The 25,789-nt window shown below is 33.5% G+C and carries 24 protein-coding genes; 18 read left to right on the top strand and 6 right to left on the bottom strand.

Features of this window, described 5'->3' with window-relative positions; all coding sequences use genetic code 11:
- Positions 1-22 precede the first annotated feature (22 nt).
- From ytxJ to V1468_RS09910, 3 genes are read right to left on the bottom strand one after another with little or no spacing between them, the layout of a single operon-like run.
- Positions 23-406: a bacillithiol system redox-active protein YtxJ gene (ytxJ, locus tag V1468_RS09920; RefSeq protein ID WP_331810088.1), complete on the bottom strand. Its 384-nt coding sequence runs from the start codon at positions 404-406 to the stop codon at positions 23-25.
- Positions 407-419: 13 nt separating this feature from the next.
- A complete protein-coding gene (locus V1468_RS09915; RefSeq protein ID WP_331810087.1) occupies positions 420-833 on the bottom strand; it encodes a response regulator in 414 nt (137 codons plus the stop codon).
- Between the two features lie 2 nt (positions 834-835).
- On the bottom strand, positions 836-3,715 hold the full coding sequence (locus V1468_RS09910) for a PAS domain S-box protein (RefSeq protein WP_331810086.1): 2,880 nt from the start codon (positions 3,713-3,715) through the stop codon (positions 836-838).
- A 251-nt stretch (positions 3,716-3,966) separates the two neighbouring features.
- Between V1468_RS09910 and clpB the strand changes: the two genes are divergently transcribed.
- Both clpB and V1468_RS09900 read left to right on the top strand, forming a co-directional pair.
- Positions 3,967-6,573, top strand: a complete 2,607-nt coding sequence (gene clpB / locus V1468_RS09905) for an ATP-dependent chaperone ClpB (protein WP_331810085.1) — start codon at positions 3,967-3,969, stop codon at positions 6,571-6,573.
- A gap of 173 nt (positions 6,574-6,746) precedes the next feature.
- Positions 6,747-7,610, top strand: a complete 864-nt coding sequence (locus tag V1468_RS09900; RefSeq protein ID WP_331810084.1) for a TraB/GumN family protein — start codon at positions 6,747-6,749, stop codon at positions 7,608-7,610.
- Positions 7,611-7,661: 51 nt separating this feature from the next.
- On the opposite strand, the gene V1468_RS09895 is transcribed toward V1468_RS09900, so the two are convergent.
- Complete coding sequence (locus tag V1468_RS09895; RefSeq protein ID WP_331810083.1) at positions 7,662-8,282, bottom strand: OmpW/AlkL family protein; 621 nt, start codon at positions 8,280-8,282, stop codon at positions 7,662-7,664.
- 332 nt (positions 8,283-8,614) lie between these two features.
- On the opposite strand from V1468_RS09895, the gene deoC reads away from it, so the two are divergent.
- From deoC to V1468_RS09855, 8 genes are all read left to right on the top strand, one after another.
- On the top strand, positions 8,615-9,277 hold the full coding sequence (deoC, locus tag V1468_RS09890) for a deoxyribose-phosphate aldolase (RefSeq protein ID WP_331810082.1): 663 nt from the start codon (positions 8,615-8,617) through the stop codon (positions 9,275-9,277).
- 28 nt (positions 9,278-9,305) lie between these two features.
- Positions 9,306-10,004 (top strand): purine-nucleoside phosphorylase, encoded by a 699-nt coding sequence (gene deoD, locus V1468_RS09885; protein ID WP_331810081.1) that lies wholly within the window; start codon positions 9,306-9,308, stop codon positions 10,002-10,004.
- Positions 10,005-10,085: 81 nt separating this feature from the next.
- On the top strand, positions 10,086-10,598 hold the full coding sequence (locus tag V1468_RS09880) for a SixA phosphatase family protein (RefSeq protein WP_331810080.1): 513 nt from the start codon (positions 10,086-10,088) through the stop codon (positions 10,596-10,598).
- A gap of 142 nt (positions 10,599-10,740) precedes the next feature.
- Positions 10,741-11,487 carry an SDR family NAD(P)-dependent oxidoreductase gene (locus V1468_RS09875; RefSeq protein WP_331810079.1) on the top strand — a complete coding sequence of 249 codons (747 nt, stop codon included), beginning with the start codon at positions 10,741-10,743 and terminating at the stop codon, positions 11,485-11,487.
- Positions 11,488-11,497: 10 nt separating this feature from the next.
- Positions 11,498-12,325, top strand: coding sequence for an SMP-30/gluconolactonase/LRE family protein (locus tag V1468_RS09870; RefSeq protein WP_331810078.1), 828 nt, complete (start codon positions 11,498-11,500; stop codon positions 12,323-12,325).
- 2 nt (positions 12,326-12,327) lie between these two features.
- Positions 12,328-13,557, top strand: coding sequence for a glycosyltransferase family 2 protein (locus tag V1468_RS09865; RefSeq protein WP_331810077.1), 1,230 nt, complete (start codon positions 12,328-12,330; stop codon positions 13,555-13,557).
- Positions 13,558-13,608: 51 nt separating this feature from the next.
- Positions 13,609-14,895: an ATP-binding protein gene (locus tag V1468_RS09860; protein WP_331810076.1), complete on the top strand. Its 1,287-nt coding sequence runs from the start codon at positions 13,609-13,611 to the stop codon at positions 14,893-14,895.
- A gap of 33 nt (positions 14,896-14,928) precedes the next feature.
- Positions 14,929-15,702, top strand: coding sequence for an SDR family oxidoreductase (locus V1468_RS09855; protein WP_331810075.1), 774 nt, complete (start codon positions 14,929-14,931; stop codon positions 15,700-15,702).
- A gap of 159 nt (positions 15,703-15,861) precedes the next feature.
- Here the strand turns inward: V1468_RS09855 and V1468_RS09850 are convergent, their stop codons facing one another.
- The gene (locus tag V1468_RS09850; RefSeq protein ID WP_331810074.1) at positions 15,862-16,617 is read right to left on the bottom strand and encodes a DUF6503 family protein; all 756 of its coding nucleotides are present in this window, start codon (positions 16,615-16,617) and stop codon (positions 15,862-15,864) included.
- A 110-nt stretch (positions 16,618-16,727) separates the two neighbouring features.
- On the opposite strand from V1468_RS09850, the gene smpB reads away from it, so the two are divergent.
- From smpB to V1468_RS09825, 5 genes are all read left to right on the top strand, one after another.
- Positions 16,728-17,186: an SsrA-binding protein SmpB gene (smpB, locus tag V1468_RS09845; protein WP_331810073.1), complete on the top strand. Its 459-nt coding sequence runs from the start codon at positions 16,728-16,730 to the stop codon at positions 17,184-17,186.
- 124 nt (positions 17,187-17,310) lie between these two features.
- The gene (locus tag V1468_RS09840) at positions 17,311-19,803 is read left to right on the top strand and encodes a DUF5686 and carboxypeptidase regulatory-like domain-containing protein (RefSeq protein ID WP_331810072.1); all 2,493 of its coding nucleotides are present in this window, start codon (positions 17,311-17,313) and stop codon (positions 19,801-19,803) included.
- Between the two features lie 15 nt (positions 19,804-19,818).
- On the top strand, positions 19,819-20,253 hold the full coding sequence (locus V1468_RS09835) for a DUF4844 domain-containing protein (RefSeq protein ID WP_331810071.1): 435 nt from the start codon (positions 19,819-19,821) through the stop codon (positions 20,251-20,253).
- Between the two features lies 1 nt (position 20,254).
- Complete coding sequence (locus V1468_RS09830) at positions 20,255-20,788, top strand: hypothetical protein (RefSeq protein ID WP_331810070.1); 534 nt, start codon at positions 20,255-20,257, stop codon at positions 20,786-20,788.
- A gap of 32 nt (positions 20,789-20,820) precedes the next feature.
- Positions 20,821-22,665 carry a Xaa-Pro dipeptidyl-peptidase gene (locus tag V1468_RS09825; RefSeq protein ID WP_331810069.1) on the top strand — a complete coding sequence of 615 codons (1,845 nt, stop codon included), beginning with the start codon at positions 20,821-20,823 and terminating at the stop codon, positions 22,663-22,665.
- Here V1468_RS09825 and V1468_RS09820 read toward each other — a convergent pair.
- Positions 22,662-23,303 carry a protein-L-isoaspartate(D-aspartate) O-methyltransferase gene (locus tag V1468_RS09820; protein WP_331810068.1) on the bottom strand — a complete coding sequence of 214 codons (642 nt, stop codon included), beginning with the start codon at positions 23,301-23,303 and terminating at the stop codon, positions 22,662-22,664. The two genes, V1468_RS09825 and V1468_RS09820, sit on opposite strands and share 4 nt — an antisense overlap.
- 143 nt (positions 23,304-23,446) lie before the next feature.
- On the opposite strand from V1468_RS09820, the gene V1468_RS09815 reads away from it, so the two are divergent.
- From V1468_RS09815 to V1468_RS09805, 3 genes are all read left to right on the top strand, one after another.
- On the top strand, positions 23,447-24,406 hold the full coding sequence (locus V1468_RS09815) for a Gfo/Idh/MocA family protein (protein WP_331810067.1): 960 nt from the start codon (positions 23,447-23,449) through the stop codon (positions 24,404-24,406).
- 84 nt (positions 24,407-24,490) lie between these two features.
- Positions 24,491-25,378 carry a 3-hydroxybutyryl-CoA dehydrogenase gene (locus tag V1468_RS09810; protein ID WP_331810066.1) on the top strand — a complete coding sequence of 296 codons (888 nt, stop codon included), beginning with the start codon at positions 24,491-24,493 and terminating at the stop codon, positions 25,376-25,378.
- Between the two features lie 29 nt (positions 25,379-25,407).
- A complete protein-coding gene (locus V1468_RS09805) occupies positions 25,408-25,782 on the top strand; it encodes a four helix bundle protein (RefSeq protein WP_331810065.1) in 375 nt (124 codons plus the stop codon).
- Positions 25,783-25,789 lie beyond the last annotated feature (7 nt).

The raw sequence follows: 25,789 nt of genomic DNA, 5'->3' as shown, positions 1-25,789 counted from the left end.
TTACCCTTAAAGATATACAGTTTTAGACAAATTTAGCCAAATCCATGTCGTTGATAGCGCCATGGCTGGCATGTGCTACGACTACACCGTTTTTTATTACCAAAAGTTGAGGAGACTCATGCATTACCTGAAATTTATAACCTACCTCGTTAGAGACATCTCTATAACTCAATAGATCTAAATAATACAAATCTGTATTGAGATCTAGATTGTAAGCAGCAACAAACTGGTTCATTACCATACGGCTAATACCACAACGCGTAGAGTGCTTAAAAATAAACTGCGTTTTGGTTGCCGAGGCTTTGGCTATAGCTTCTAACTGATTAAGATCGGTTAATGCTATCCATGGCAGTAGTTTCTCTTCCTTTGGTTCTGAACTTCCGAATACGTTTTTAAAAAAACCCATTAATATTATAGTGTTATGCAGCGTAATGTTTTTTAATAATATCTTTTAGTACCGCAGACTTTAATGGCTTGGTTACATAATCTATAATGCAATCAAATTTATTGGCCGTTTCTATATCTACAGGATCTACTGACGAAGATATCATATAAATAGCAATACGTTGCTTAATCTTGGATTTTAATTTGTTATAAGCTTCTAAAAATTGAAAACCGTCCATTATTGGCATATTAATATCTAACAGCAACACATCTGGCAGACTACTTTGGGTGTTTATTTGCTTTTCAAAATATTCTATCGCTTCCTCACCATCAGAAAATGTGATAATTTGTTTTGGTACATCCTCCATGGATTTTAAAATACGCCCCATAGCAAACTGATAAATATTATCGTCATCTACAATACAAATATTTAAAACGTCATTTCTCATAATCAACTTAGTGTTACTATAAATTCTGTACCTTCATTTACTGCACTTTTTACAGTAATATTTCCTCCCATGGCTTCTACTTGCATTTTGGTTATAAACAAGCCTACTCCTTTTGCTTCTGGGTGTCTATGAAACACTTTGTGCAATCCAAATAGTTTATGCCCATATTTTTCTAAATCCATTCCCAACCCATTATCTTTAAATGATAATATGGTTTTGTTTTCTTCCTTGTAAGCCGAGATTAACAATTCTGGCTGACGCTCTTTTGAGGCATATCTTATGGCATTAGATATAAAATTCTCAAATATATTTTGAAGATACTGTTTATTATATTCTACTTTAATAACAGTTCTAAAATCAGTTAAAATTTTTGCATTAGAGTTTGCAATCTCTAGTTGCAATTTACGTTCTGCGCTTTTATATATGGTCTCTAAGTCTAATATTTCTTTTTCTACTGAATTATTTTTTACTTTCAATGCTTCAGCCAAAGTATCTAAGGTAAGACTCACACGCTCTGTAACTTCCTCTAATTTATTAAAAATTTCATTCTTGTCTTCTATAGAGTCGGAAAAATGATATAATTCTACCAAAGATGTAAGGTTGCTAATTGGTGCTCTTAGGTTATGTGATGTGATGTGAGCAAATTCCTTAAGCTTAACATTTTGATCTTGAAGTTTTTCTGTTAATACTTTTAGATGCTCATTAGCATCTAAAATGCGCTGTTTAGATTTTATCTGCTCTGTTATATCGCGCATGGTAGCAGAAACTAAAAGTCCATCTTCGGTTTCAAGCGGACTCAAACTAATTTGTACAGGTATTTTGTGACCGTTTTTATGATTAGCATAAAGCATTTTGCCATCAATTTCCTGCAGCCCTTTGGCATTATTGAGATACTCTAACCTATTTTCATCTGGCATTAATTTATAGTCACTTGGCACTAAAATATCTGCGTGCACACCAATAAGTTCTTCCGATTTATAGCCAAACATTAATTCTGCCTGTGTATTTACGATTTGTATTATTTTATCTTCATTAACAATTACCATGGCATCTGGAGCCGACTCTAACAACGCTTTAAACTTTGCCTCCTCTAGTACCTGTTGCGTAACATCTTGATTAGTTCCTATGATTTCAGAAATTTCATTTTCTTCATCTAAAATGACTCTTCCTACCACACGTATATGCTTTATATTGCCTTTAGGACATATTATTCGGTGTATTAAATCTTTGCCATATTTTTTGTTTTTCATTGTTTCCTCCATGTGCTTTTTCAATTTCAACCTATCGTCTGGGTGTGTCATTGAAAAAACATTTTCCATAGATAATTCAAATGAATCAGGACTAAGATTAAATATCTTATAAAGGCTTGAAGACCATTTTAGTTCATTGGTTTTAACATTCCATTGCCAGTGTCCCATTTTGGTAATTTGCTCTGCAAAATTCAAGGCTTCATTTTGCCGCAATAAAGTTAATTCCGCTTCTTTTGAAGCCGTTATATCCTGAAAAATCCCATAAATTCTAGATACTTTAACATCTTCAAAGTCCGCTTTTCCAATTTCTCTAATATACTTTGTCTCACCTCTTTTATTAATGATTTCAAACTCTAAATCAAAAGGTGTTCCTTGTTTCATCAACTTTTCTATTGCCTTTCTTGCCTTCTCCCTGCTTATACCTGGCTTATAAATATCAAAGGCTTCAAAACCTATAATTTGTTCTCCTTCTCTAAGTCCTAAAATTTCTCTTGCTACGCTGCCAAAATGAAAAATACCATCACTAAGATCTACTTCCCAAGTACCAATACGAGATAGCTCTTTGGTTTCTCTTAATATTCGACCTATTTTTTGACGCTCTAATCGTTCTTGTCGTTTCTTGGTAATATCGCCAGTATACATTAATAATCCACCAACACTACCATCACTAGCATACCATGGTCTTACATCCCAAAATATCCACTGTACTGTACCATCTGCTCTTACAAAAACGGCTTCATCACATTTATCTATAGCTCCATTTAAACACCTTTGATGTTGCGCTTTCCATTCCTTACCAATTTCGGGAAAAACATCATAATGACTAAAACCTATAACTTCTTTATCTTCTAATTTATAATCCTTTAACCACTGCTCAGATACAGCTATGTATTTCATATCTTTATCTAACATTGCAATAGAATTGGGTGATTGCTCTATAAAAATCTTATTGTATTTTTCCTTTTGTTGTAAGTCGTCTTTTAATAACCTGAGACTTTTGTTTTTATCAATTACTTGTTTTAACGCTGGTATTAACAATACACCAAAACCACCTAAAACCGATATCCCTAAGAATATAGCTAGCCATGTAATAAAACGCGAGAGTTCATTAAGCTTTTCTTTGCCTACAATGTTATGATGATCTATGAGTGTTCGCATTGCCCCTTCATAAGTCTTCACCAGTCTATCTAATTGCTCATCATCAAGATCGTAGCTATTAAAGTTATTTAAAACAGAGGATGACACCTGATTTAATTCAACAAGCTGTTTGTTAATTACAGTAAATAAAGAGTCTACAAAACGTGCATTTTCTTTTGGTATAGCTTTAAAATGACTCTTACACACCTTATGTATTTCCTCTTGCGCAGTGAAGAAGTTGTCATTAAATTTTACAAACTTTTGTAAATCAGAAAAATTATTGGGGTTTTCGTAATTGTAAGCAATGTGTTTTAGCTTTTCAGACACCTCATGTACATTCATAATCTGTCCGCTTGCAGAATCAATAAGGTCTGCAATTCGTTTCTGTTGACTCAGATATTGCTGAAGCAACGCAACAGAAGCTAGTATAGAGATTACGATTAATACAACAAAGATAAAATACCGTCGTTGTACCTTTTTTTCAATGTCTTCCATTCTATAGGTTTCAAGTTAGGGTTGGTTGGCCGAAAATAGAAGATTATTAAATATAATTTTTAATTTCAATAAATCATAATTATGAATTAATTAATCCGTTATTTAGTTTTATTACAAACAACAACAGACAAAAAGTCATACAACCAACCTGAGAAATCAGTCATTTTGACATTATTTAAATCTTATAATGAATTGGTAAGATAATTGACTAATACTTACCAAACTGAATAAGAAAAAAAACAAATAAAAAGATGAACTTTAATAACTATACAATAAAATCGCAAGAAGCCATACAGCAGGCACAGCAGCTTGCGCAAGGCTTTGGTCATCAACAAATAGAAAACGAGCATATTTTTAAAGCGCTCTTTGAGGTTGATGAGAATGTGTTACCATTCATCCTTAAAAAGCTGAATGTTAATGTGTCTTTATTACAACAAATATTAGATAAAGAACTACAGAGCTTTGCTAAAGTCTCTGGCGCTGAATTAATGATTTCTAGAGAAGCCAGTAAAGCCCTAAATGAAGCGTCTATCATTGCAAAAAAGATGAATGACGACTACGTATCTATTGAGCACTTAATCTTGGCTATTTTTAAGTCTAAAAGTAAAGTTGCTCAAATTTTAAAAGATCAAGGAGTTACTGAAAAAGGTCTTAACTCAGCCATTGAAGAATTACGAAAAGGAGATAGAGTGACGTCTCAAAGTCAAGAAGAAACCTATAATTCTTTAAATAAGTATGCTAAAAACCTCAACCAATTAGCACAAGATGGGAAATTAGACCCAGTTATTGGTCGCGATGAAGAAATTCGTAGAATACTTCAAATTCTGTCTCGTCGAACAAAAAACAACCCAATTTTGGTTGGTGAGCCAGGTACTGGTAAAACAGCCATTGCCGAGGGTTTAGCACACAGAATTATTGATGGAGATGTTCCTGAGAACCTAAAAGACAAACAAATCTTTGCTTTGGATATGGGAGCCTTAATTGCAGGTGCGAAATATAAAGGTGAGTTTGAAGAACGTCTCAAAGCCGTGATCAAAGAAGTAACCACAAGTGAAGGTGATATTGTCCTATTCATTGACGAAATCCACACCCTTGTTGGTGCAGGTGGTGGTCAAGGTGCAATGGATGCCGCAAACATCCTCAAACCTGCTCTAGCTCGTGGAGAGCTGAGAGCCATTGGCGCAACCACTTTAGATGAATACCAAAAGTATTTTGAGCAAGACAAGGCCTTAGAAAGACGTTTCCAAAAGGTAACAGTTAATGAGCCAGATACAGAGAGTGCTATTTCCATACTTCGTGGTATAAAGGAAAAGTATGAAGCACACCACAAAGTACGTATTAAGGACGAAGCTATTATTGGTGCAGTCGAATTATCAAACCGATACATTACCAATCGTTTCTTGCCAGACAAGGCGATTGACTTAATGGACGAAGCCGCTTCTAAATTACGTATGGAAATCAACTCTAAACCAGAAGAGCTAGATGTTCTAGACCGTAAGATTATGCAGTTAGAAATTGAGCACGAAGCCATTAAACGCGAGAAAGATGAAACTAAACTAAAGTCCCTAAAAGCTGAATTAGCTAATCTTAAAGAAGAACGTAATGAGCTAAATGCCAAGTGGAAGTCTGAAAAAGAAACGGTTGAAAACGTTCAGAGTATAAAGCAAGAAATTGAAAACTATAAGCTTGAAGCTGAACGTGCAGAGCGTGAAGGTGATTATGGTAAGGTTGCTGAAATCCGCTACGGAAAGATAAAAGAAGCCACAGAGAAGCTAGAGGAGTATCAAAAACAACTGGCAGAACAGCAAGAAACAGCCTTAATTAAAGAGGAAGTTACTTATGAAGATGTTGCTGATGTTGTAGCGAAGTGGACAGGAATTCCTGTAACTAAAATGATACAAAGTGAACGCGAAAAGCTTTTAAAACTTGAGGATGAATTACACAAACGTGTTGTTGGCCAAGAAGAAGCTATAGAAGCGGTAAGCGATGCAGTACGTAGATCTAGAGCTGGTTTACAAAACCCAAATAGACCAATAGGTTCATTCCTATTCTTAGGTACAACTGGTGTTGGTAAAACAGAACTAGCAAAAGCATTAGCAGAATACTTGTTCGATGATGAAAACGCTATGACACGTATTGACATGAGTGAATATCAAGAGCGTCATGCGGTGAGTAGATTGGTTGGTGCGCCTCCAGGATACGTTGGCTATGATGAAGGTGGGCAATTAACAGAAGCTGTAAGACGCAAACCGTATTCAGTAGTCTTGTTAGATGAGATTGAAAAAGCACATCCAGATACCTTCAACATATTATTACAAGTGTTAGATGAAGGGCGTCTAACCGACAATAAAGGTCGTATTGCAGATTTCAAAAACACTATTATTATCATGACGTCTAATATGGGAAGCCACATTATACAAGAGCGTTTTGAAGCTACAAAAGATGTTGAATCTGCCATGGAAGCAGCTAAGGTTGATGTTTTAGGCATATTAAAACAAAGTGTAAGACCAGAGTTTTTAAACCGTATTGATGATACTATAATGTTTACACCTTTAACTAAGGAAAATATTATTGAAATTGTTGATTTACAGCTTAAAGGCATCACAAAAATGATTGCACAACAAGGGATAACATTCGATGCTACACCAGAGGCAAAAGCATATTTAGCTGAAAAAGGTTACAATCCTGAATATGGTGCAAGACCTGTAAAACGTGTGATACAAAAAGAAGTTTTAAACCAGTTGAGTAAAGAAATTTTAGCTGGTAAAGTCACTACAGACAGTATTATTCTTCTAGATGAGTTTGATGGTCAATTGGTTTTTAGAAACCAAGGAGATTTAGTTGTAGAAGAGCTATAAACAGACTGTAACAAAAAAGTCTGTAAAGAGTCTTTATATTGATTGGTTGGTTAAAGCAACACTGAAACAAATTCGAAAAGCTATCGAGTTTTGGACGTGTTGCTTTCCTTTTTGTAACAAATTGTTCTGTAAGACTACAAACAATTTAAAACATTCTGTTTAAATCATATATTATGAAACGTATTTTATCATTACTTGTTGCAACCACACTTTCTGTTTTTTCAATTACGGCTCAAGAATTAGAAAATTCTACTTTATGGAAAATTGAAGGTAACGGATTAGAAAATCCGTCTTATTTATTCGGAACCATACATATAACCTGCGATGCTACACTTGAAGGTGATGTAAAAAAAGCACTAGATGAAACCACACAAATTGTGATGGAACTAGACATGGACGACCCTAATATGCAGATGAAAATGATGAAAGGTATGTATCTAAAAGATGGCAAAACGTTAAAAGATTTTGTGTCCGAGGAAGAATATAAGACGATTGATTCTCTTTTTATAAACAATATGGGAATGTCGGTAAAAATGATGGAAAATATAAAACCTTTCTTTCTTAGCTCTATGTTTTATCCAAAAATGTTAGATTGTCCTATGCAATCCTTCGAATTAGAACTCACAAAAATCGCTAAAGAGCAAAAAGAAGAAATTTATGGTCTTGAAACTATAGAAGAGCAAATAAAAGTCTTTGACAATATTCCTTTAGAAGATCAGTATGCTGATTTAATACGTATGGCAGAGAATAACCTGGAAGATGATAAAGACATCTTTGCAAAAATGTTGAAAGTTTACAAAGAAGAAAATATTACAGCGCTATTAGACATGATGGATGATGATAAAAACAAAACAGTTTCAAACCATCAAGACAAATTATTAAACGAAAGAAATGAAAACTGGATTTCTAAGATAGGTAAATATGCCAAAGATCAACCAACATTTTTTGGTGTTGGTGCTGGGCATTTAGCAGGAGATAATGGTGTAATTAATCTTCTCAGAGATGCAGGTTATACAGTAACTGCTATTGTAGAATAAACAAAAAAGAGCCTTGTAAGACTCTTTTTTGTAATAAATAATTGTTTATAGCTAGAACTTCATACCAACACCAAGCCCAATAATTAGTGGGTCGATATTTACTTCTGATGTGTCTGGATCTCCATTTACGGTTACATCTGTTTTAAGGAATAATTTCTTAATATCTAAATTTAAAAACCACTTATCATTTAAGTTGTAATCTAAACCAGCTTGTAAAGAGAAACCTAAAGCATTGTCATATTCTATATCATCTAAATCACCTTCATCAACACCATAGAAAATAGTATAATTAATACCTGCACCAACATATGGTTTAAAATCGTCAGCATAAAAATGATATTGTAAATTTAAAGTTGGAGGTAATAACCAAACGTGACCTAAGTCTACAGATCCACCACCATCAATATTTAAATCTACATCATGCTTTGCTGTACCGAGTATTAATTCAGCTGCCCAATTTTTAGAAAAGAAGTAAGTGAAATCCAATTCTGGTACAAAAGCTGTGCTTAAATCTACATCAGCACCGTCAATATCATCACCTGGAGAAGGTATTACTGAAATTAGCCTTAAACGTGCTTGCCACCTATTATAATCGTCCGTAGCATCAGTATCTTGTGCGTTTAGGTTAAATGTTAACCCTATTAATAAAGCAAATAATAATAAATTTTTCATGTTAAAATATTTAAGTTTCCGCCAAAAATAAAGGCTTAAAAAGGCTTAAATACTGATATTTATCATGCAAACTTTAGATTATCTTTTTTAATAAAACACACTAACAAATTCAAGTTGTTCAAATAGAAGTATTTGTAAGAAAATTTGATTTTTTTCGATGAAATACATAATTAATTTCAAATTAGATGATGCATTTTAACGGATTTATTCCTAATTTTGTCGAGCTATTTAATTCCAACCATACTTAAGAATCGATTTATCTTGTTGTAATTTTCCCTCTAAAACAAGGGAATTACTATAGTTAAATATTGAATAAACCCTACTTATAAAACATGGAATTGAACAGATATATAGATCACACCTTACTAAGTCCCTCAGCAACCGAAACTGATATTCTTAAACTCTGCGAAGAAGCCTTAAAATATAATTTTTATTCTGTTTGTGTAAATAGTTGCTACGTTCCTATTGCCAAACAAGCTTTAGGTCGTTCAGAAGTAAAGGTTTGTACAGTTGTTGGTTTTCCTCTTGGCGCTATGTCTACAGAAGCTAAAGTTTTTGAAGCTAAAAAAGCGATAGAACAGGGAGCAACTGAGATAGACATGGTAATGAATATTGGCCGTCTTAAAAGCAAAAATTATGTAGCTGTACTTAAAGACATTAGCGATGTTAAGCGTGCTATTGGATTAATACCTCTAAAGGTTATTTTAGAAATTAGTGAACTTTCTAAAAACGAAATTGTAAAGGCTTGCGAAATCTGCATAGACGCCAAAGCTGATTTTGTAAAAACTTCTACCGGATTCTCTAAAAGTGGTGCTACCCTTACAGCTGTAAAGATTATGAAAAAGACTGTAAGAGATCAATTAAAAATTAAAGCTTCTGGAGGCATTAGAGATGCCGAAACAGCCATAAAATATATAGAAGTTGGTGTTCATAGAATTGGTGCTTCATCTGGCGTTGCCATGATGACAAACTTAACTTCGAATTCTGCTTACTAGTTTAAAACGCTTTGCTTAACTTTACAGCATGAGTGTACACATTGGCGCCAAAAAAGGCGATATAGCAGAAACGATTTTATTACCAGGAGATCCGCTAAGAGCAAAATGGATTGCTGAAACTTTTTTTGAAAATCCTATTTGTTTTAATGAAGTAAGAGGCATGTATGGTTACACAGGCACTTACCAAGGTAAACGTGTATCTACTATGGGCTCAGGCATGGGTATTCCAAGTATTTCCATCTATGCCAACGAACTTATTAAAGATTTTGGTGTAAAGAACTTAATTAGAGTGGGTAGCGCAGGCTCTTACCAAAAACATGTAAAAATTAGAGATGTTGTTTTAGCCATGGCAGCATCTTCCACTTCTGGTGTTAATGAATTGCGTTTTGGTGGTGCAGATTATGCACCTACAGCAGATTTTGGTTTGTTCCTAAAGGCTGTGAAAGCCGCTGAAGCCAAGAATATTCCCTTTCACGCTGGAAATGTTTTGTCTTCAGACGAATTTTATGAAGACAATATAGAATCCTACAAAAAGTGGTCTAAATTTGGAGTGCTCTGTGTAGAAATGGAAGCTGCAGGACTTTATACCGTTGCTGCAAAACACAACGTAAACGCACTTGCAATTTTAACGATTTCAGACTCCCTCGTAACTGGCGAGAAAACCACAAGTAAAGAACGGGAGACAACATTTAAGAGCATGATTGAGATTGCTTTGGAACTAGCTTAAAAGAGGCTTTTAACATACTTTTTCGAAATAAATGAGATTTTCTAACTTATTTTTGAGAGGTTTAACCAATCATCTTTCAAAATGAAATCTCTATTTTTTAGTCTGCTATTTTTACTTTCTTTCAACATTTTTGCTCAGGAGACTCTTGAAAAAGAACAGAAAGTCACAACCTACTACCTTATTAGACATGCAGAAAAGGACGAATCTGATAAAACAAATAAAGATCCACATTTAACAGAAGAAGGCGAAAAGCGTGCAGAAAACTGGACAACAGTTTTTGGAGATGTTAAGTTTGATATGGTCTACTCTACCAATTATAACAGAACTAAAGAAACGGCAGAACCTACAGCCAAAGCAAATAATGTAGATATTACCTTTTATGATCCTAGAAATTTAAAACTTGAAGATTTAATAAAGGAAACTGAAGGAAAAACGGTTTTAATTGTTGGTCACAGCAATACTACACCTATGCTAACTAATGCTCTACTCAACGAAAAAAAATATAACCAGATAGACGAAAGCAACAATGCCAACCTTTACATTGTAACCATAACGGATTATACAAAGAGTTCTACACTTCTAAAAATTGAATAAAATTCACCTCTATTTATCCTATATTTTTGCATTTAACCTATTTACCGTAAATAGTATCAATACACAGATAAAAAAATTAATTTCTAAAAATAAATAACTAGTTTTGAGAACATTAATTAGAAAAGATTGATTTAAACTATTTATGAAAACTGTAATGTTATTAGGCGGCACCAAAGGTGTTGGAAAAGAAATACTTAAGGCCAGCTTAAAAAAAGGATATAACGTAGCTTTTTGTGGTAGAAATACAGAAGAAGGTAACGAAATTATAGAATCCTCTAATAACAAAGACCAGTTATACTTTCATAAAATTGATCTTACATCTATAGATGGCATAGAAGATTACTACAAAGAAACCATAAAGCGTTTCAAAAAAATTGATGCTTTAATTTTATATGCTGGCATTACACCTGTTGCCTCGTTAATAGATACAGATGAAGATACTTATGACAAAGTATTTAATGTTAATCTTAAAGCACCATATTTTTTACTGAAACATGTTTTAAGGTCCATGATAGAACAAAAAGGTGGTTCTGTTTTATTTTTTGGGTCAGCGCATATGGACTATGGTCAAGAAGATCGCACAGCATATGCTTTAACCAAAGGAACATTATATACGCTTTCTACTCATGTCGCACACCACTATGCTAAATATGGCATTAGATCCAACTATTTGGTAATGGGCTGGACCAATACAGAAGGGGAACTTCGCCTTCGCCAAGAAGAAGGTATAAGCGAAGAGCAATTAAAAGACGAAGCAAGTGAGATAATCCCTATGGGACGAATGCTTACACCTCAAGACCCAATACCTGCCGTTATGTATTTTATTTCGGATGATTCTGCTATGACAACAGGTTCAATTATGAGAGTAACAGGAGGAGAATTTATTTAAGCAATATATAATGACAAAACACTTAATTTACTTCTCCCAATCTGCCCAACTATTTGAAGGTCCAATTTTCGATTCAAAACATCAACTATTATATTTTGTTTCAATCCTAGATGGTCTGGTGTATTGTTATAATCCTAACACCAAAGAAATTTTAAGCATAAAGTTAGACTCACCTACAAGCAATGTTTATGTTGTTTCTAAAAAAGTTGTTCTAGTAGCTTCGAAAAATGGATTTTATGAAGTAGATTTTAATAATTTAAAATCCTCTTTCAAATTCCAAATAAGTATTGAAGACAATGTGCGATATAATGATGGTATAGAAGATGCTGTAGGTCGATACATTATTGGCACAATGGGTTATCCTGAAGTCATTGATGGAATAGGTAATGTTTATTCTTACTATAATGGTGAATCTAAAGTGATTATAGAGAGCACTACTATTTCTAATGGATTAGCGTTTTCTGACGACAATAAAACTCTTTATTTTATTGATACACCAACAAAGAAAGTTGCTAAGTACAACTATAACATTGAAACAGGAAATGTTGAGTTTGTTGATTACGTCATAGAGTTTAATGGAGATGGAAGTCCGGACGGAATGTGCATAGACAAAAAAGGCATGCTATGGATTGCAGAATGGGGAGGCGCTTGTGTTTCGCAATGGAATCCTTCAACAGGAAAAAAAATTAATGAAATAACACTTCCATATACAAACGTTACATCGTGTTGTTTTGATAATAAATCAAATTTATACATCACAACGGCGAAGAATGACGATGATAATAGCTTTGAAAATGGTAGTGGGTTATTTTACATAGAAATAAATCAAGATATATAAGTATGAGCTCTATAAAAATTAGTGTTATTGTTCCTATTTATCGTATAGAAAAATACTTAGCGCAGTGTATTGAAAGTCTATTAGAGCAATCATTTAAAGACTTTGAATTAATATTGGTAGATGATGGCAGTCCTGATAATTGCCCTCAAATTTGCGACGATTACGCAAAGAATGATAGCAGAGTCAAAGTAATTCATAAACCAAACGGAGGTTTATTATCAGCCAGAAAAGCCGGATTAGAAGCGTCTACAGGGACACATATTGCTTACGTAGATGGTGATGATTGGGTAGATCATTTTTATTTAGACACACTGTACAAACTTGCCATAGCCAATGATGCTGATTTAGTTGTAACTGGTCATTTTAGAGAGTTTGATGGTAAAATAGAAACCATAAAACCCAAAAATCCTGGGTTTTATGATGAAAGCAAAATTAAATCTGAAATTTTACCAAAAGCCATATTTAATGGAGAGTTCTGTGAGCATGGCATGTCTACTTATGTTTGGAATAAACTCTTTAAAAAAGAGCTTTTAGAGAAAGTACTTTACGATGTTCCTAACGATGTTGTAATGGGTGAAGATGCTGCTATTGTATATTCTTACTTAGCCTTTACGAAGCGATTAGCAATAAGTAAAATTCCTCTTTATTATTATAGACAACGTCACGACTCTATCGTAAAATCTATTGAAAATCCAAAGACAGAATATTACAGACTTGGACTTTTAATGAATTTCCTTAAAACTAAATTAAGCAATGTTTTAGATGAGGAAAATCTAAACACGCAAATAACATATTACCTCTATTCGCAAATACTGGTAAGGTCTGGCGGACTTATATACAATAAGAAAAACGACACTTGGTTTAATCCGTTTTTAAATACCCAGAAAGATTCAAAAATTGTAGTATATAGTTCTGGTTCTTTTGGTCAACACATACTTTCTACCAATCTAAAAACAAATTATTTTAAAATCGTAAAATGGATCGATGTAGATTATCACGATTTAAAAATTGGAGAAAACACAGTTAATCCTATCAGTAGTATTTATAATGATGAGTTTGATTATTTAATAATAGCAACTATTAATCCGTCTATACATAAGTCTTTGAAAGAAGAATTAGAACTGATGGGTATTAATCAATCTAAAATTGTTAAAACAAATACAGACGAAGAGAAGATCAAAAATCTACTAAAAGACATAGGTTTTGATAAAGATTTCATATTTAATAAATAATAATAATAATTCCCTCATACATAAAGTTAATAACCCTTAAAATCAACAACAATGAAGAAAATAATTATACTAGGTGGTAACCCAGAAACAGGTGTTTTGGTTGAATTTGCCAATAACATGGGACTGCACACAATTGTCATAGACCCAAACCCAGATGCACCTGCAAAAAAATTCGCTGCCGAAACCTTTGATATTGACGGTTTTGATATAGATGGTATTGTGAAAGTTGCCAAAGATAATAATGTTGATGCTGTGCTTGTTGGTGTTGCTGATATTTTGGTTAAGCCCTATAAAGAAATTTGTGACAGACTTGGATTACCTTGCTATGCAACAGATGGTACTATTGAAGCTTTTTGCAGTAAAGATGGGTATAAACGTTATTGTGAAAAATATGACGTACTAGACATACCAGGAATCTACTTAAAAAAAGATGAACCTATTAGAAAACCAAAAAACGTAGATTTACCTTTAATGGTAAAACCTGTTGACAGTGGCGGAGGTGTTGGAATGAAGATATGTAGAGACGAAGAGGACTATAATGAAACTGTAAAGAATGTTCTAAAATTCTCAAAGAAAGGAATAGTTTTAGTAGAAAAATATATGGATTCTAGCTGTCATGATATGGCTGCTTACTATACTTTTAAAGATGGTGTTCCTTATTTATCTGCTGTATACGATAGAACACTAACCAGATTACAAGGTAACTCTAGCCCAATTGGCTTAGCTACATTATATCCGTCAAAATATGCACAACAATTTGTTGATACTGTTCACCCTAAACTCAGTGAGTTATTTAAAGCTACTGGAGTTCAAAACGGTGTTTTAAATGTTCAGTTTTTTGTTGAAAATGGTATATTCTACAGTTACGATCCAGGATTTAGATTACAAGGAGAAGCACCTCATATTCATTTAGCTCATATCAACGGTTTTGACCACAGAAATATGCTATTAAATTTTGCTTTAACAGGTGTATTTGGTGATGAAAATTTTGCTGAACAAAACGATTATATGCTACGAGGTAAAAAAGCGTGTTCAGTTTGGGTACTTTTAAAAGCTGGAAAAATCACATCTATAAAAGGTTTAGAAGAACTTAAGAATCATAAGAATGTAATTTTTGTTGTGGAGCGATTTAAACAAGGAGACGAAGTATTACCTGCTATGATTGGTACAGAAAGACAAGTACTATATAGAATTTACACAGTTTCTGACTCGGTTGCAGAAACCAATCAAACCATTTTAGACATTCAAAACATACTAGACATTCGAGACGAAAACGGCGAGGATATGGTATTAGAATGGACAAGCTTATGGGATACAGATGAGTATAGTCATCATTAACTATAAAATCAAACTATCAATCAACCAGAAAAAATGAGTATTAACATTTTAGAAAAATTTAGTTTAAAGGACAAAAAATCCATTGTTGTCGGAGGTGCTGGAGATCTCGGTAAAGCTATGGTAGAAGCTCTTGCAGAAGCTGGAGCGCAGGTTGTTGTCATAGATATTGACGACAGAATGTACGATTTATGCAATGACTTAAAAGCTAATGGTTTCAATGTAGAGCCTGTAAAAGCTGATGTTAGCAAAATTGAAGACATCAAAAGCTCTTATAAAAAGGCTTTAGAAATTCTTGGTGGCAAACTGGATATTTTAGTGAATTCTGCAGGAATACAGCGACGCTATCCTAGTGAGCAATTTCCAGAAGAAGAATGGAGCAAGGTTATTGCTATTAATCTCGATGCTACATTCTACTACTGTAAATATGCAGCCAATACAATGCTAGAAGGTAATGGAGGAAAAATTATTAATGTAGCATCATTAATGAGCTTCTTAGGCGGAATTACAATTCCTGCATATGCAGCATCAAAAGGTGGTGTTGGCCAGTTAACAAAGGCATTATCAAATGATTTAGCAGCTAAAGGTATTTGTGTTAATGCCATTGCACCTGGTTACATGGACACACAATTAAATGCTGGCATCATCAATGACAAAAAACGAACTGACGAGGTCTTTATGCGTGTGCCAATGAAGCGTTGGGGAACTGGAGAGGATTTAAAAGGGCTTACAGTCTTTTTAGCTTCATCTGCTAGTGATTACGTTACTGGTACTATAATCCCTGTTGATGGTGGTTATTTAGGTCGATAAATGATTATTTTAATAAAGAAAAAGAAGCTGTTGTCTTAAAAAATCTCAAAATTGTCATTCTGAATTTATTTCAAAATCTTGTTGATTTAATTTACAAGAATCTGAAACGAGTTCAGATTGACAAAAAAACATGAAGCTTAAGACAACAGATTCTTTTTTTTATTGATTGAGTAATTCAACCTGTATATTTTTCAACTCAATTTTAGATAATAATTTCAGCTTCTTTTCTTCAAAAGCTTTGCCCAAATCAAATAATTCTAACTTGTTGTCTTCAGCCTGATAGTTATTGTAATCTACAAACCTAATTTCTTCAACATATCTCTCATTATACGCTTCTCTAAAGCGCATGCCTACACCATCCTCTTCATTATAAGAATAGGCCAAATAGTCAACTTTGAAGTTTTTACAATCAAACCAATACACAAACACATCTTCATAGTCCTCACCGCCTCCATCAGGATTAAATGTTACTTTAATCTTATAGTAATCTTTATTTTTAATTTTTTCGATACCTAATAGTGTTTTGTTAACGGCTTCAGCATTTAAACCATACGGTAAAACCGAAAAATAATGCACAGAATTCACAGATGCCGAAAACTTAGACTTCATACTATCTTCTAGAATAACACGACTGTCATTTATAAAACGATCAAAATTGTTATTGGTCAACAAATCGAAAACAGAATCGTTACCATCTTTAAACATTCGTATTAATGAATATTGACCTTTATCACGCCTAGCTACATAAAATTTATCTCTAAAATCGAATCGTATTACAGAATTATCAAAAGCTTCACCTCCAGATTTTTCTATTGATTTGGTTACAATCTCATCTGCAGAAAGTTTGATCTCTGCCTTTTCTTCTTTGCAGTTAAAAAGCATTAATCCAAATAAAACCAAGCATAAATATTTCATGATATTGATTTAGGTAATTAAAGTCGTAAAGCTAAGTAATAGTTTACAATAAAACATACTTGATGCTTTTGTACTTTGTACTTGATACTTTCTTATTATCTTTGCCAACTATGCAAAAAAAGGTAAACATACTAAACAAGAAGGCTAAATTTCAGTACGAGATACTAGATAAGTACACAGCCGGAATTGTTTTAACTGGTACCGAAATAAAATCTATTAGAGCCAGTAGAGCTTCTATTGCCGAAAGTTTTTGCGAATTTAATGAGCGTGGTGAACTCTTTGTTATTAATATGACCATAGAAGAGTATGCCTTTGGCAACTACTACAACCACAAACCTAAAGCAGAGCGTAAATTATTGCTTAATAAACGTGAACTTAAAAAGCTTGAAAAAGAAGTTAACGTTAAAGGAAATGCTATTATTCCGCTTCGTTTATTTGTTAATGAAAAAGGACTAGCAAAACTAGAAATTGCTTTAGGAAAAGGTAAAAAACTCTACGATAAGCGCGAAACGATAAAAGATCGTGACAACAAGCGTAATTTAGACCGTATTAAGAAAAGTTTTCGATAACTTTAGGATTGCTATAACTTTTACATATTTCATTTTGCTCTAAGTTTGATGCAGTTGCAGGCAACCATTAGTGGTAAAATAGCGTCTGTAATTATAAAGGTATGTTTTTTGTGCAACAAAATCTATGTCTAAGTTTAACCATCAATCAATATCTATGAATCTAAAATTACACGCTCTTTTTTTACTTTTCTTTTGCACTTTTGCATCTGCACAAATCACAGGAACTATTACAAACACTAAAGGAGAACCACTACCCTTTGTAAATATTCTTGTAGAAAACACTTTTAAAGGCACTACCAGTAATGACGATGGTTATTATGAACTCTCCGTTTCAGAGAAAAAATCATATACCATAGTTTATACATATTTAGGCTATAAAACAGTTAAGAAAACTGTTGATGTAACTTCACTTCCTTTTAAAGTTGATGTTACTTTAGAAGAAGAATCGGTTTCTCTAAATGAAGTTGTTGTAGCATCAGAAGACAATCCTGCGAACGCAATAATTAGACAAACAATTGCCAAGCGCAAAGAAAACCTTGAAAAAATTGAATCTTTTAAAGCCGACTTCTATTCTCGTGGATTAATTAGAATAAAAGATGCTCCCGAAAAAATCCTAGGCCAAGAAATTGGCGATCTTGGAGGTGGCTTAGACTCTACCAGAAGTGGTATTATTTACCTTTCTGAAACCATTTCAAAAATTCAATATTTAAGACCAAATCAACTGAAAGAAAAAATTACAGCTTCTAAAGTTAGTGGAGACGATAATGGTTTTAGTTTTAACAATGCACAAGATGTAGATTATAATTTTTATAACAATACAATTGAATTTGGTAACCAAATCGTGTCACCAATAGCTAACAATGCCTTTGGTTATTATCGCTATAAATTAGAAGGTATCTTTTATGATGAACATGGCAACCTCATCAATAAAATAAATGTAATTCCTAAGCGCGAAAATGACCCTGTATTTTCAGGTACCATTTACATTGTAGAAGACCAATGGACACTTTATGCTATTGAACTAGACATTACAGGAACACAAGCCAGAATTCCTGCTGCAGATATCATCTCTTTAAAACAAAGTTTTTCGTATTCTAAAAATGATGATTTATGGGCTCTAATATCACAAAGTATTGACTTTAAATATGGCATTTTTGGCATTAAAGGAGATGGTCGTTTTACTGCTGTTTATAGCAATTACGAATTCAACTCTAATCTTACTCAAAAAGATTTTGGTGCAGAGCTTGTTTCTTTTGAAAATGAAGCTAATAAAAAAGATTCTTTGTTCTGGAAACAAATACGACCTGTGCCTCTAACTGAAGAAGAACGTACAGATTATGTAAAGAAAGACAGTATACAAATTGTACGTGAATCTAAAACGTACTTAGATTCTGTAGATCGCGAAAAAAATAAATTCAAACTTGGAGATGTTTTAGGTTACACTTATAACAATTCGTACAAAAAGTATAGTCTTGGGTATGACATCCCTTTTAGTGGAGTGCAGTTTAATACTGTACAAGGATTTACAACACAACTCAATTTGTTTTACACCAAACAACTAGACGAATTTAAACGCTATTTTAATGCAAGTGCAAGCGTGCAATATGGTTTTTCGGATGAACGCTTACGAGCTACAGCATCATTACGATATAAGTTTAACAACACTAACAGACGTTTCTTAACTTTATCTGGAGGTACAAAGGTAGAACAGTTTAATCCTGCCAATCCTATTTCTCCAATAGAGAACTCGGTTGCCAGCTTATTTTTTGAAGAAAACTACATGAAATTATACGAGCGTCGATTTGTTCAACTTAATTATTCTGAAGAATTGTTTAACGGTTTTAATCTATACTCTAACATTTCTTACGAAAACAGAACTGCGCTTTTCAATACAACAGATCAGGCATTTTACCCAAGAGGAGATCAGGAATATTTAAGCAATAACCCAATAAATCCAACAAGTACAGATGCGCCATTTGAAAACCATAACATTGTAAAATTTAATGTTACTGGTCAGATTAATTTTGGTCAAAAATATTTGAGTTATCCAGATAGTAAATTCAACATTAACTCAGAGAAATATCCAACTTTAGTATTGAGTTACGAAAAAGGTCTGGGAGCTACAAATAGCGATTATAATTATGACCAAGTTAAGGCAAGACTCTATCAAAGCTTTACCATAGCTGATAAAGGGCGTTTTAATTACAATATTAGAGCAGGCAAATTCTTCAATGCAGACGATATTGCGTTTATGGATTACCAACATTTTAATGGTAACCAATTAGCAATTAGCCAAAGAGGTAATTACACCAACGTCTTTAATAACCTAGGTTATTACGATTTAAGCACCAATGACAGTTATCTAGAAATGCATGCCGAACATGATTTTAACGGTTTTATTTTGGGTAAAATTCCAGGTTTAAATAAGTTAAATTTCAACCTTATAGTAGGTGCACATAACTTAGCAACGCCAGACAACAAACCGTATCAAGAATTTACAATTGGAATAGATAATATTGGCTGGGGAAAATGGCGTTTCTTAAGGTTTGATTATATTCGCTCTTACCAAGGAGGATTTCAAGGAGATGCTATTTTATTTGGCTTGAAATTCTTTTAAAATTAACTTTAAAAAATGAAAGTTCAGATCTTATCATTATTATTTATTTTTAGTTTAACTCACTCATTTGCTCAAAAAAATAGTGAAATGATAACACCTGAAAACGCTAACAATTTATTTAAAGAATTTATTGCAAAGGAAAAGTTTATAAAGGAAGGAACTTATCCAGGCATTTCAGATGAGAAACTGAAACCAACATTAACAGAAAAAATAAATAGTGTTGCCAAAGACTTTCAAAAAGTTTCTGAAAGTAAAAAGCCTAAAAAAGAAAATTATCTCAATGTCATAAAAAGTGGATTAGCTAAGTTTCCTGAAATTGAACTTGGTTATGATTCAGAAGATAGGGAACGTATTTGTTCTTATTTTGAAGAGCTTATGGATATTGTAAATTTAGAAAGTTCAAACGGATTATTAAATAAATTCTACTATGGTTTCAACCCAAACAATTGATATGTCAAAATATAAATTATTACTACTAATTATTTTTCTAGGGAGTTCGCTAAATATCATAGCCCAAGAAGAAAAAAAAGATTATAGCAAAAATGTAGCTACATTAGATAGCACCATTGAAACTCTTTACACCGTCATTTCTGGCGACAAAGGCTTTGAACGCGATTGGGCTTTATTTAAGCATTTGTTTCACAAAAATGCAAAGCTAATTCCTACTGGTAAGAACAAAGAAGGAAAACAAATAGCGCGCTACATGACACCTGACGATTACATTAGTAGCTCAGGAAAATGGTTAGTGGAAAACGGATTTCATGAAGTTGAAATTAACAGAGAAGTACAAACATTTGGAAACATTACACAAGTGTTTAGCACATACGAGTCTTTCAAAAATAAAGACGATGATAAGTCTTTTATGAGAGGTATTAATAGTATTCAGTTACTAAATGATGGCGAACGTTGGTGGATTATCAATATTTACTGGATGCAAGAAACCAAAGACAACCCAATTCCTGAAGATTATTTGCCAAAGAATTAATCTTATTTTTATCAAAAAGTAAAAACAACATCATGCTAAAAACACTCAAATTCAATTTCATTCTAGCGCTTACAATGGCTTTTTCTTTGCAAAGCTTTGCTCAAGATACAACAGAAAAAGCAACACCTATTTTCAAAGATGGAGAAGCACAAATTGTTGAAGCCTTTAACAGTCCCGAGAAATGGATACATCACGACCTATGGGTAGAAACCGAGTTTGATACAGATGGTGATGGTGATTTAGACAGAATGCATGTTTCTGTTACCAGACCAGAACAAACTGATACCGAGGATTTAAGATTACCTATCATATATGTTACAAGTCCTTATTTTGCAGGAGTGGCTGGTGATACACCAGGTATTATGTGGGATGTAGAAAGAGAATTAGGTGGTAAATCTAAACAACGTACACATCCTGAAGTAAAAAGACGTGCAGCGCAAAGACCAATGATTTCATTTTCTCATATTAAAAAATGGTTACCTAGAGGCTACATTGTTGTACATTCATCTTCACCAGGAACAGGTTACTCTGATGGTGCGCCAACCTGTGGAGGTCCTAATGAATCTTTGGCACCTAAAGCCGTTATAGATTGGTTATGTGGCAGAGCAAAAGGTTATACTAAACGCAATGGAAAAAAAGAAGTAAAAGCCTATTGGTCTACCGGAAAAGTAGGTATGACAGGTACTTCTTATAATGGTACTTTGCCTCTAGCTGCAGCAACTACAGGTGTTGATGGCTTAGAAGTTATTATTCCTATTGCACCTAACACCTCGTATTATCATTATTACCGTTCTAACGGTTTGGTGCGTTCACCTGGTGGTTATTTGGGAGAAGATATTGATGTGCTTTACGATTTTATTCACAGTGGTGACGAAGAAAATAGAGCTCACAACAACAAAGTGGTTAGAGATACTGACATGTTGAACAATATGGATCGTCAATCTGGTGATTATAGCGATTGGTGGGCAGCCAGAGATTACCTCAACCAAATGGACAATATGAAAGCTGCACTACTAATGTCTCATGGTTTTAACGACTGGAATGTGATGCCAGAACACAGCTACAGAATCTACAAAGCTGCAAAAGACAAAGGGCTTCCTACTCAGATTTATTACCATCAAAACGGTCATGGTGGTCCACCTCCAATTTCAATGATGAACAAATGGTTTACTAAATATCTTCATGGTGTAGATAATGGAGTTGATAAGGAAGAAAACAAAGCATATATCGTAAGAGAATATGACGATCCTTCAAATCCTACGGCTTATAAAGATTATCCAAACCCAAATACACAAGACATTGTTTTGCATCTTGATGCAGGAGGAAATACAAGTGGAAGTTTAACTTTAGACAAGCCTAATTCTGAAACAACAGAATCTTTTGTTGATGATGTATCTTTTTCTGGCGAAGATTTAGCAAAAGCAAAAAACTCAAAAAACAGATTACTTTACGTAACACCAAAATTGCAGAAAGACATTCATATATCTGGAGTTCCTAAATTAACCATCACATTATCAAGTAGCAAACCTGCTGCTAACCTTAGTGTTTGGCTGGTTTCTCTTCCATGGGATGATAGTGCATCAAAAATTACAGATAATATTATAACACGTGGTTGGGCAGATCCTAAAAATCACAAGTCAATATCTAAGGAAGAAGATTTAAAACCAGGTAAATTTTACACTGTTAGTTTTGATTTACAACCAGACGATCAAATTATAAAAGCAGGACAACAAATTGGCTTAATGATTTTTTCTAGTGACAAAGAATTTACTATTCACCCAAAACCTGGAACCGAACTAACAGTTGAGTTGCACAATACAACATTAACCTTGCCTGTAGTAAAAGGTGAGGACTATTATAGAAAGTTTGTAAACTAATTTTTGTCCTCTAACATAGGTACAAAACGGAATTCACCAAACTCATGTTTTTCAAATTCTTTAGGCCCTTTTCTTATGAAAAGGGTCATTGTTTGTACATCATCTCCAACAGGAATTACAAGCCTACCTCCTATCTCTAATTGACTTAATAATGGTGTTGGTACAAAAGGCGCTCCAGCAGTTACAATAATACTTTTAAAAGGTGCCTCTTCAGGCAGACCTTTATAACCATCTCCAAAGATTAACTTTTTAGCTCTGTATCCTATTTTTGGTAAGAATTTAGATGTTTTTTTAAACAATTCCTGCTGACGCTCTATACTATAAACTTTTGCACCAAGATCTATGAGTACAGCACATTGGTAACCACTACCAGTACCGATTTCAAGAACTTTATCACCAGGTTTTATTTGTAATAATTCAGATTGAAAAGCTACAGTGTAAGGTTGAGAAATCGTCTGATCTGCCGCAATAGGAAACGCCTTATCAACATAAGCATGGTCTATAAAGCCAGAATCCATAAATAAATGTCTTGGTATTTTACCAATGGCATTCAATACCGCTTTATCCTTTATTCCCTTTTCAATAAGAGTATCAACAAGTTGTTGACGCATCCCTTTGTGCTTAAATGTATCTTTCAAATCTTAGTTTAGTTTCAGGCTAAATTACTTCAAACAAAAGCAAAATGCAATTGCAATTTTCAATTATTAAATTCTCATTATTTTAGATTTTCTTTCTTAAATATCTCGTTCAAATCAATTATTTTTGAAAAAAACAGAAAAACATGCTAAAAGCTGGTGTTTTGGGTGCTGGTCACCTAGGAAAAATACATTTAAGACTGCTCAATCAATCCAAAAAATATGACCTTGTTGGATTTTATGATGCCGATCCTGAAAATGCGAAACGTGTTGTAGAAGAGTTTGGTTACACGTATTTCGATTCTATTGATGCATTAATAGATGCTGTAGATGTTGTAGACATTGTAACTCCTACCCTTTCGCACTATGATTGTGCCAAGGAAGCCATAAAAAAAGGAAAACATATTTTTATAGAAAAGCCAATTACTAATACTGTTGAAGAAGCTGAAGCCATTAGAACTTTAGTTGCAGAACATGGTGTAAAAGGACAAGTTGGCCATGTAGAGCGTTTTAATCCTGCATTCATCGCAGTTAAGGATAAAATAGAAAATCCAATGTTTATTGAAACACATCGTTTGGCTGAATTTAATCCTCGTGGCACAGATGTTCCTGTGGTTTTGGATTTAATGATTCATGATATTGACATTATTCTTAGCGTTGTGCAGTCGCCTGTAAAACATGTTTCTGCAAGTGGTGTTTCTGTCGTTAGTGACACACCAGATATTGCTAATGCGCGTATTGAATTTAAAAACGGATGTGTTGCAAACCTTACTGCAAGTCGTATTTCATTAAAAAATATGCGAAAAACACGTTTCTTTCAAAAAGATGCCTACATCTCTGTAGATTTTCTTGAAAAGAAATGTGAAGTCGTAAAGATGAAAGATGCACCAGAAAATCCTGGTGATTTTGATATGATTCTTCAAAATGCTGAAGGTATAAAAAAGCAAATCTATTTTGACAATCCTGAAGTAGCAGGTAACAACGCCATTTTAGACGAACTTGAAACATTTGCAGATGCCATTAACAATAACACAAAGCCAATTGTAACATTACATGATGGTACAGAAGCGCTACGTGTTGCCACAATGATAATTAATCAGTTTTAATTCCCGTAAAAACGGGAATCTTACTATAAAAAATTAATTAATATAAATAGATTCCCACTTCCGTGGGAATGAAATAAAATTTCAATGAAAAACATAGCAGTTATAGGAGCAGGAACAATGGGAAACGGAATTGCCCACACCTTTGCTCAATCAGGATTTAAAGTAAATCTTATAGATATTAGTGAAGCGTCTCTAGAACGTGGTTTGGCTACAATTTCTAAGAATTTAGACAGAATGGTAGCTAAAGAAAAAATCACAGAAAACGATAAAGCAGAAACCTTAGGAAACATTACAACCTATACAAACACTGTAGATGGTGTTAAAAATACGGATCTTGTGGTTGAAGCAGCTACTGAAAATGTAGATTTAAAACTAAAGATTTTTAAGCAGCTTGATGAAGCTTGTGATGAAGCTACAATTTTGGCTACAAATACATCCTCAATCTCAATAACACAGATTGCAGCTGCAACATCGCGTCCAGAGAAAGTGATTGGTATGCACTTTATGAATCCTGTGCCAATCATGAAATTGGTAGAGATTATTCGTGGATACAACACAAGCGATGAAGTAACTAACACCATTATGGAGTTATCTAAAACGCTCGGTAAAGTACCAACTGAAGTTAACGATTATCCTGGTTTTGTTGCTAACCGTATTTTAATGCCAATGATTAACGAGTCTATCGAGACTTTATATAATGGTGTTGCTGGTGTTCAAGAAATTGATACCGTAATGAAATTAGGAATGGCACACCCAATGGGACCATTACAATTAGCAGATTTTATTGGTTTAGATGTATGTCTTTCAATCTTAAATGTAATGTATGACGGCTTTAAAAACCCTAAGTATGCTCCTTGCCCATTGTTAGTTAACATGGTACAAGCAGGTAAATTAGGGGTAAAGTCTGGAGAAGGTTTTTACGATTATTCAGAAAGCCGTAAAGCAGAAAATGTATCTAAGCAGTTTTTATAGTGTGAAGTGTAAAGTCTAAAGTGTGAAGTATGAAAGTTCAAGATTTAATAGTTTATCGAAAGGGTTTTAAACTAGCGATGAATATTTATGAAATTTCAAAATCTTTTCCTAAAGAAGAAACTTACTCACTTACAGACCAAATAAGACGTTCTTCTAGAAGTGTATGTGCCAATTTATCAGAAGCTTATCGCAAAAGACGCTATCCTAAACACTTTATTAGTAAGCTTACAGATTGTGATGCCGAAAACGGAGAAACTCAAACATGGTTAGAGTTCGCAGTTGCTTGTAAATACATTTCTTCAAAACAATTCGAATTATTAAACGAAGAATCTTTTGAAGTTGCTAAACTCTTAAATTATATGATACTAAATCCTGAAAAATTTGGTTCAAAAAAAGAATCATAAACATTTA

The organism is Winogradskyella poriferorum, assembly GCF_036553625.1.
GTDB lineage: Bacteria > Bacteroidota > Bacteroidia > Flavobacteriales > Flavobacteriaceae > Winogradskyella > Winogradskyella poriferorum.
Note: the sequence above shows the minus strand (reverse complement) of the source record. Positions and strands in the feature narration are given on the sequence as shown.

Bases quoted from the DNA above. Each gene is read 5' to 3' on its own strand.
- ytxJ (WP_331810088.1), bottom strand. From the start codon at position 406: ATGGGTTTTTTTAAAAACGTATTCGGAAGTTCAGAACCAAAGGAAGAG.
- V1468_RS09915 (WP_331810087.1), bottom strand. From the start codon at position 833: ATGAGAAATGACGTTTTAAATATTTGTATTGTAGATGACGATAATATT.
- V1468_RS09910 (WP_331810086.1), bottom strand. From the start codon at position 3,715: ATGGAAGACATTGAAAAAAAGGTACAACGACGGTATTTTATCTTTGTT.
- clpB (WP_331810085.1), top strand. From the start codon at position 3,967: ATGAACTTTAATAACTATACAATAAAATCGCAAGAAGCCATACAGCAG.
- V1468_RS09900 (WP_331810084.1), top strand. From the start codon at position 6,747: ATGAAACGTATTTTATCATTACTTGTTGCAACCACACTTTCTGTTTTT.
- V1468_RS09895 (WP_331810083.1), bottom strand. From the start codon at position 8,282: ATGAAAAATTTATTATTATTTGCTTTATTAATAGGGTTAACATTTAAC.
- deoC (WP_331810082.1), top strand. From the start codon at position 8,615: ATGGAATTGAACAGATATATAGATCACACCTTACTAAGTCCCTCAGCA.
- deoD (WP_331810081.1), top strand. From the start codon at position 9,306: ATGAGTGTACACATTGGCGCCAAAAAAGGCGATATAGCAGAAACGATT.
- V1468_RS09880 (WP_331810080.1), top strand. From the start codon at position 10,086: ATGAAATCTCTATTTTTTAGTCTGCTATTTTTACTTTCTTTCAACATT.
- V1468_RS09875 (WP_331810079.1), top strand. From the start codon at position 10,741: ATGAAAACTGTAATGTTATTAGGCGGCACCAAAGGTGTTGGAAAAGAA.
- V1468_RS09870 (WP_331810078.1), top strand. From the start codon at position 11,498: ATGACAAAACACTTAATTTACTTCTCCCAATCTGCCCAACTATTTGAA.
- V1468_RS09865 (WP_331810077.1), top strand. From the start codon at position 12,328: ATGAGCTCTATAAAAATTAGTGTTATTGTTCCTATTTATCGTATAGAA.
- V1468_RS09860 (WP_331810076.1), top strand. From the start codon at position 13,609: ATGAAGAAAATAATTATACTAGGTGGTAACCCAGAAACAGGTGTTTTG.
- V1468_RS09855 (WP_331810075.1), top strand. From the start codon at position 14,929: ATGAGTATTAACATTTTAGAAAAATTTAGTTTAAAGGACAAAAAATCC.
- V1468_RS09850 (WP_331810074.1), bottom strand. From the start codon at position 16,617: ATGAAATATTTATGCTTGGTTTTATTTGGATTAATGCTTTTTAACTGC.
- smpB (WP_331810073.1), top strand. From the start codon at position 16,728: ATGCAAAAAAAGGTAAACATACTAAACAAGAAGGCTAAATTTCAGTAC.
- V1468_RS09840 (WP_331810072.1), top strand. From the start codon at position 17,311: ATGTCTAAGTTTAACCATCAATCAATATCTATGAATCTAAAATTACAC.
- V1468_RS09835 (WP_331810071.1), top strand. From the start codon at position 19,819: ATGAAAGTTCAGATCTTATCATTATTATTTATTTTTAGTTTAACTCAC.
- V1468_RS09830 (WP_331810070.1), top strand. From the start codon at position 20,255: ATGTCAAAATATAAATTATTACTACTAATTATTTTTCTAGGGAGTTCG.
- V1468_RS09825 (WP_331810069.1), top strand. From the start codon at position 20,821: ATGCTAAAAACACTCAAATTCAATTTCATTCTAGCGCTTACAATGGCT.
- V1468_RS09815 (WP_331810067.1), top strand. From the start codon at position 23,447: ATGCTAAAAGCTGGTGTTTTGGGTGCTGGTCACCTAGGAAAAATACAT.
- V1468_RS09810 (WP_331810066.1), top strand. From the start codon at position 24,491: ATGAAAAACATAGCAGTTATAGGAGCAGGAACAATGGGAAACGGAATT.
- V1468_RS09805 (WP_331810065.1), top strand. From the start codon at position 25,408: ATGAAAGTTCAAGATTTAATAGTTTATCGAAAGGGTTTTAAACTAGCG.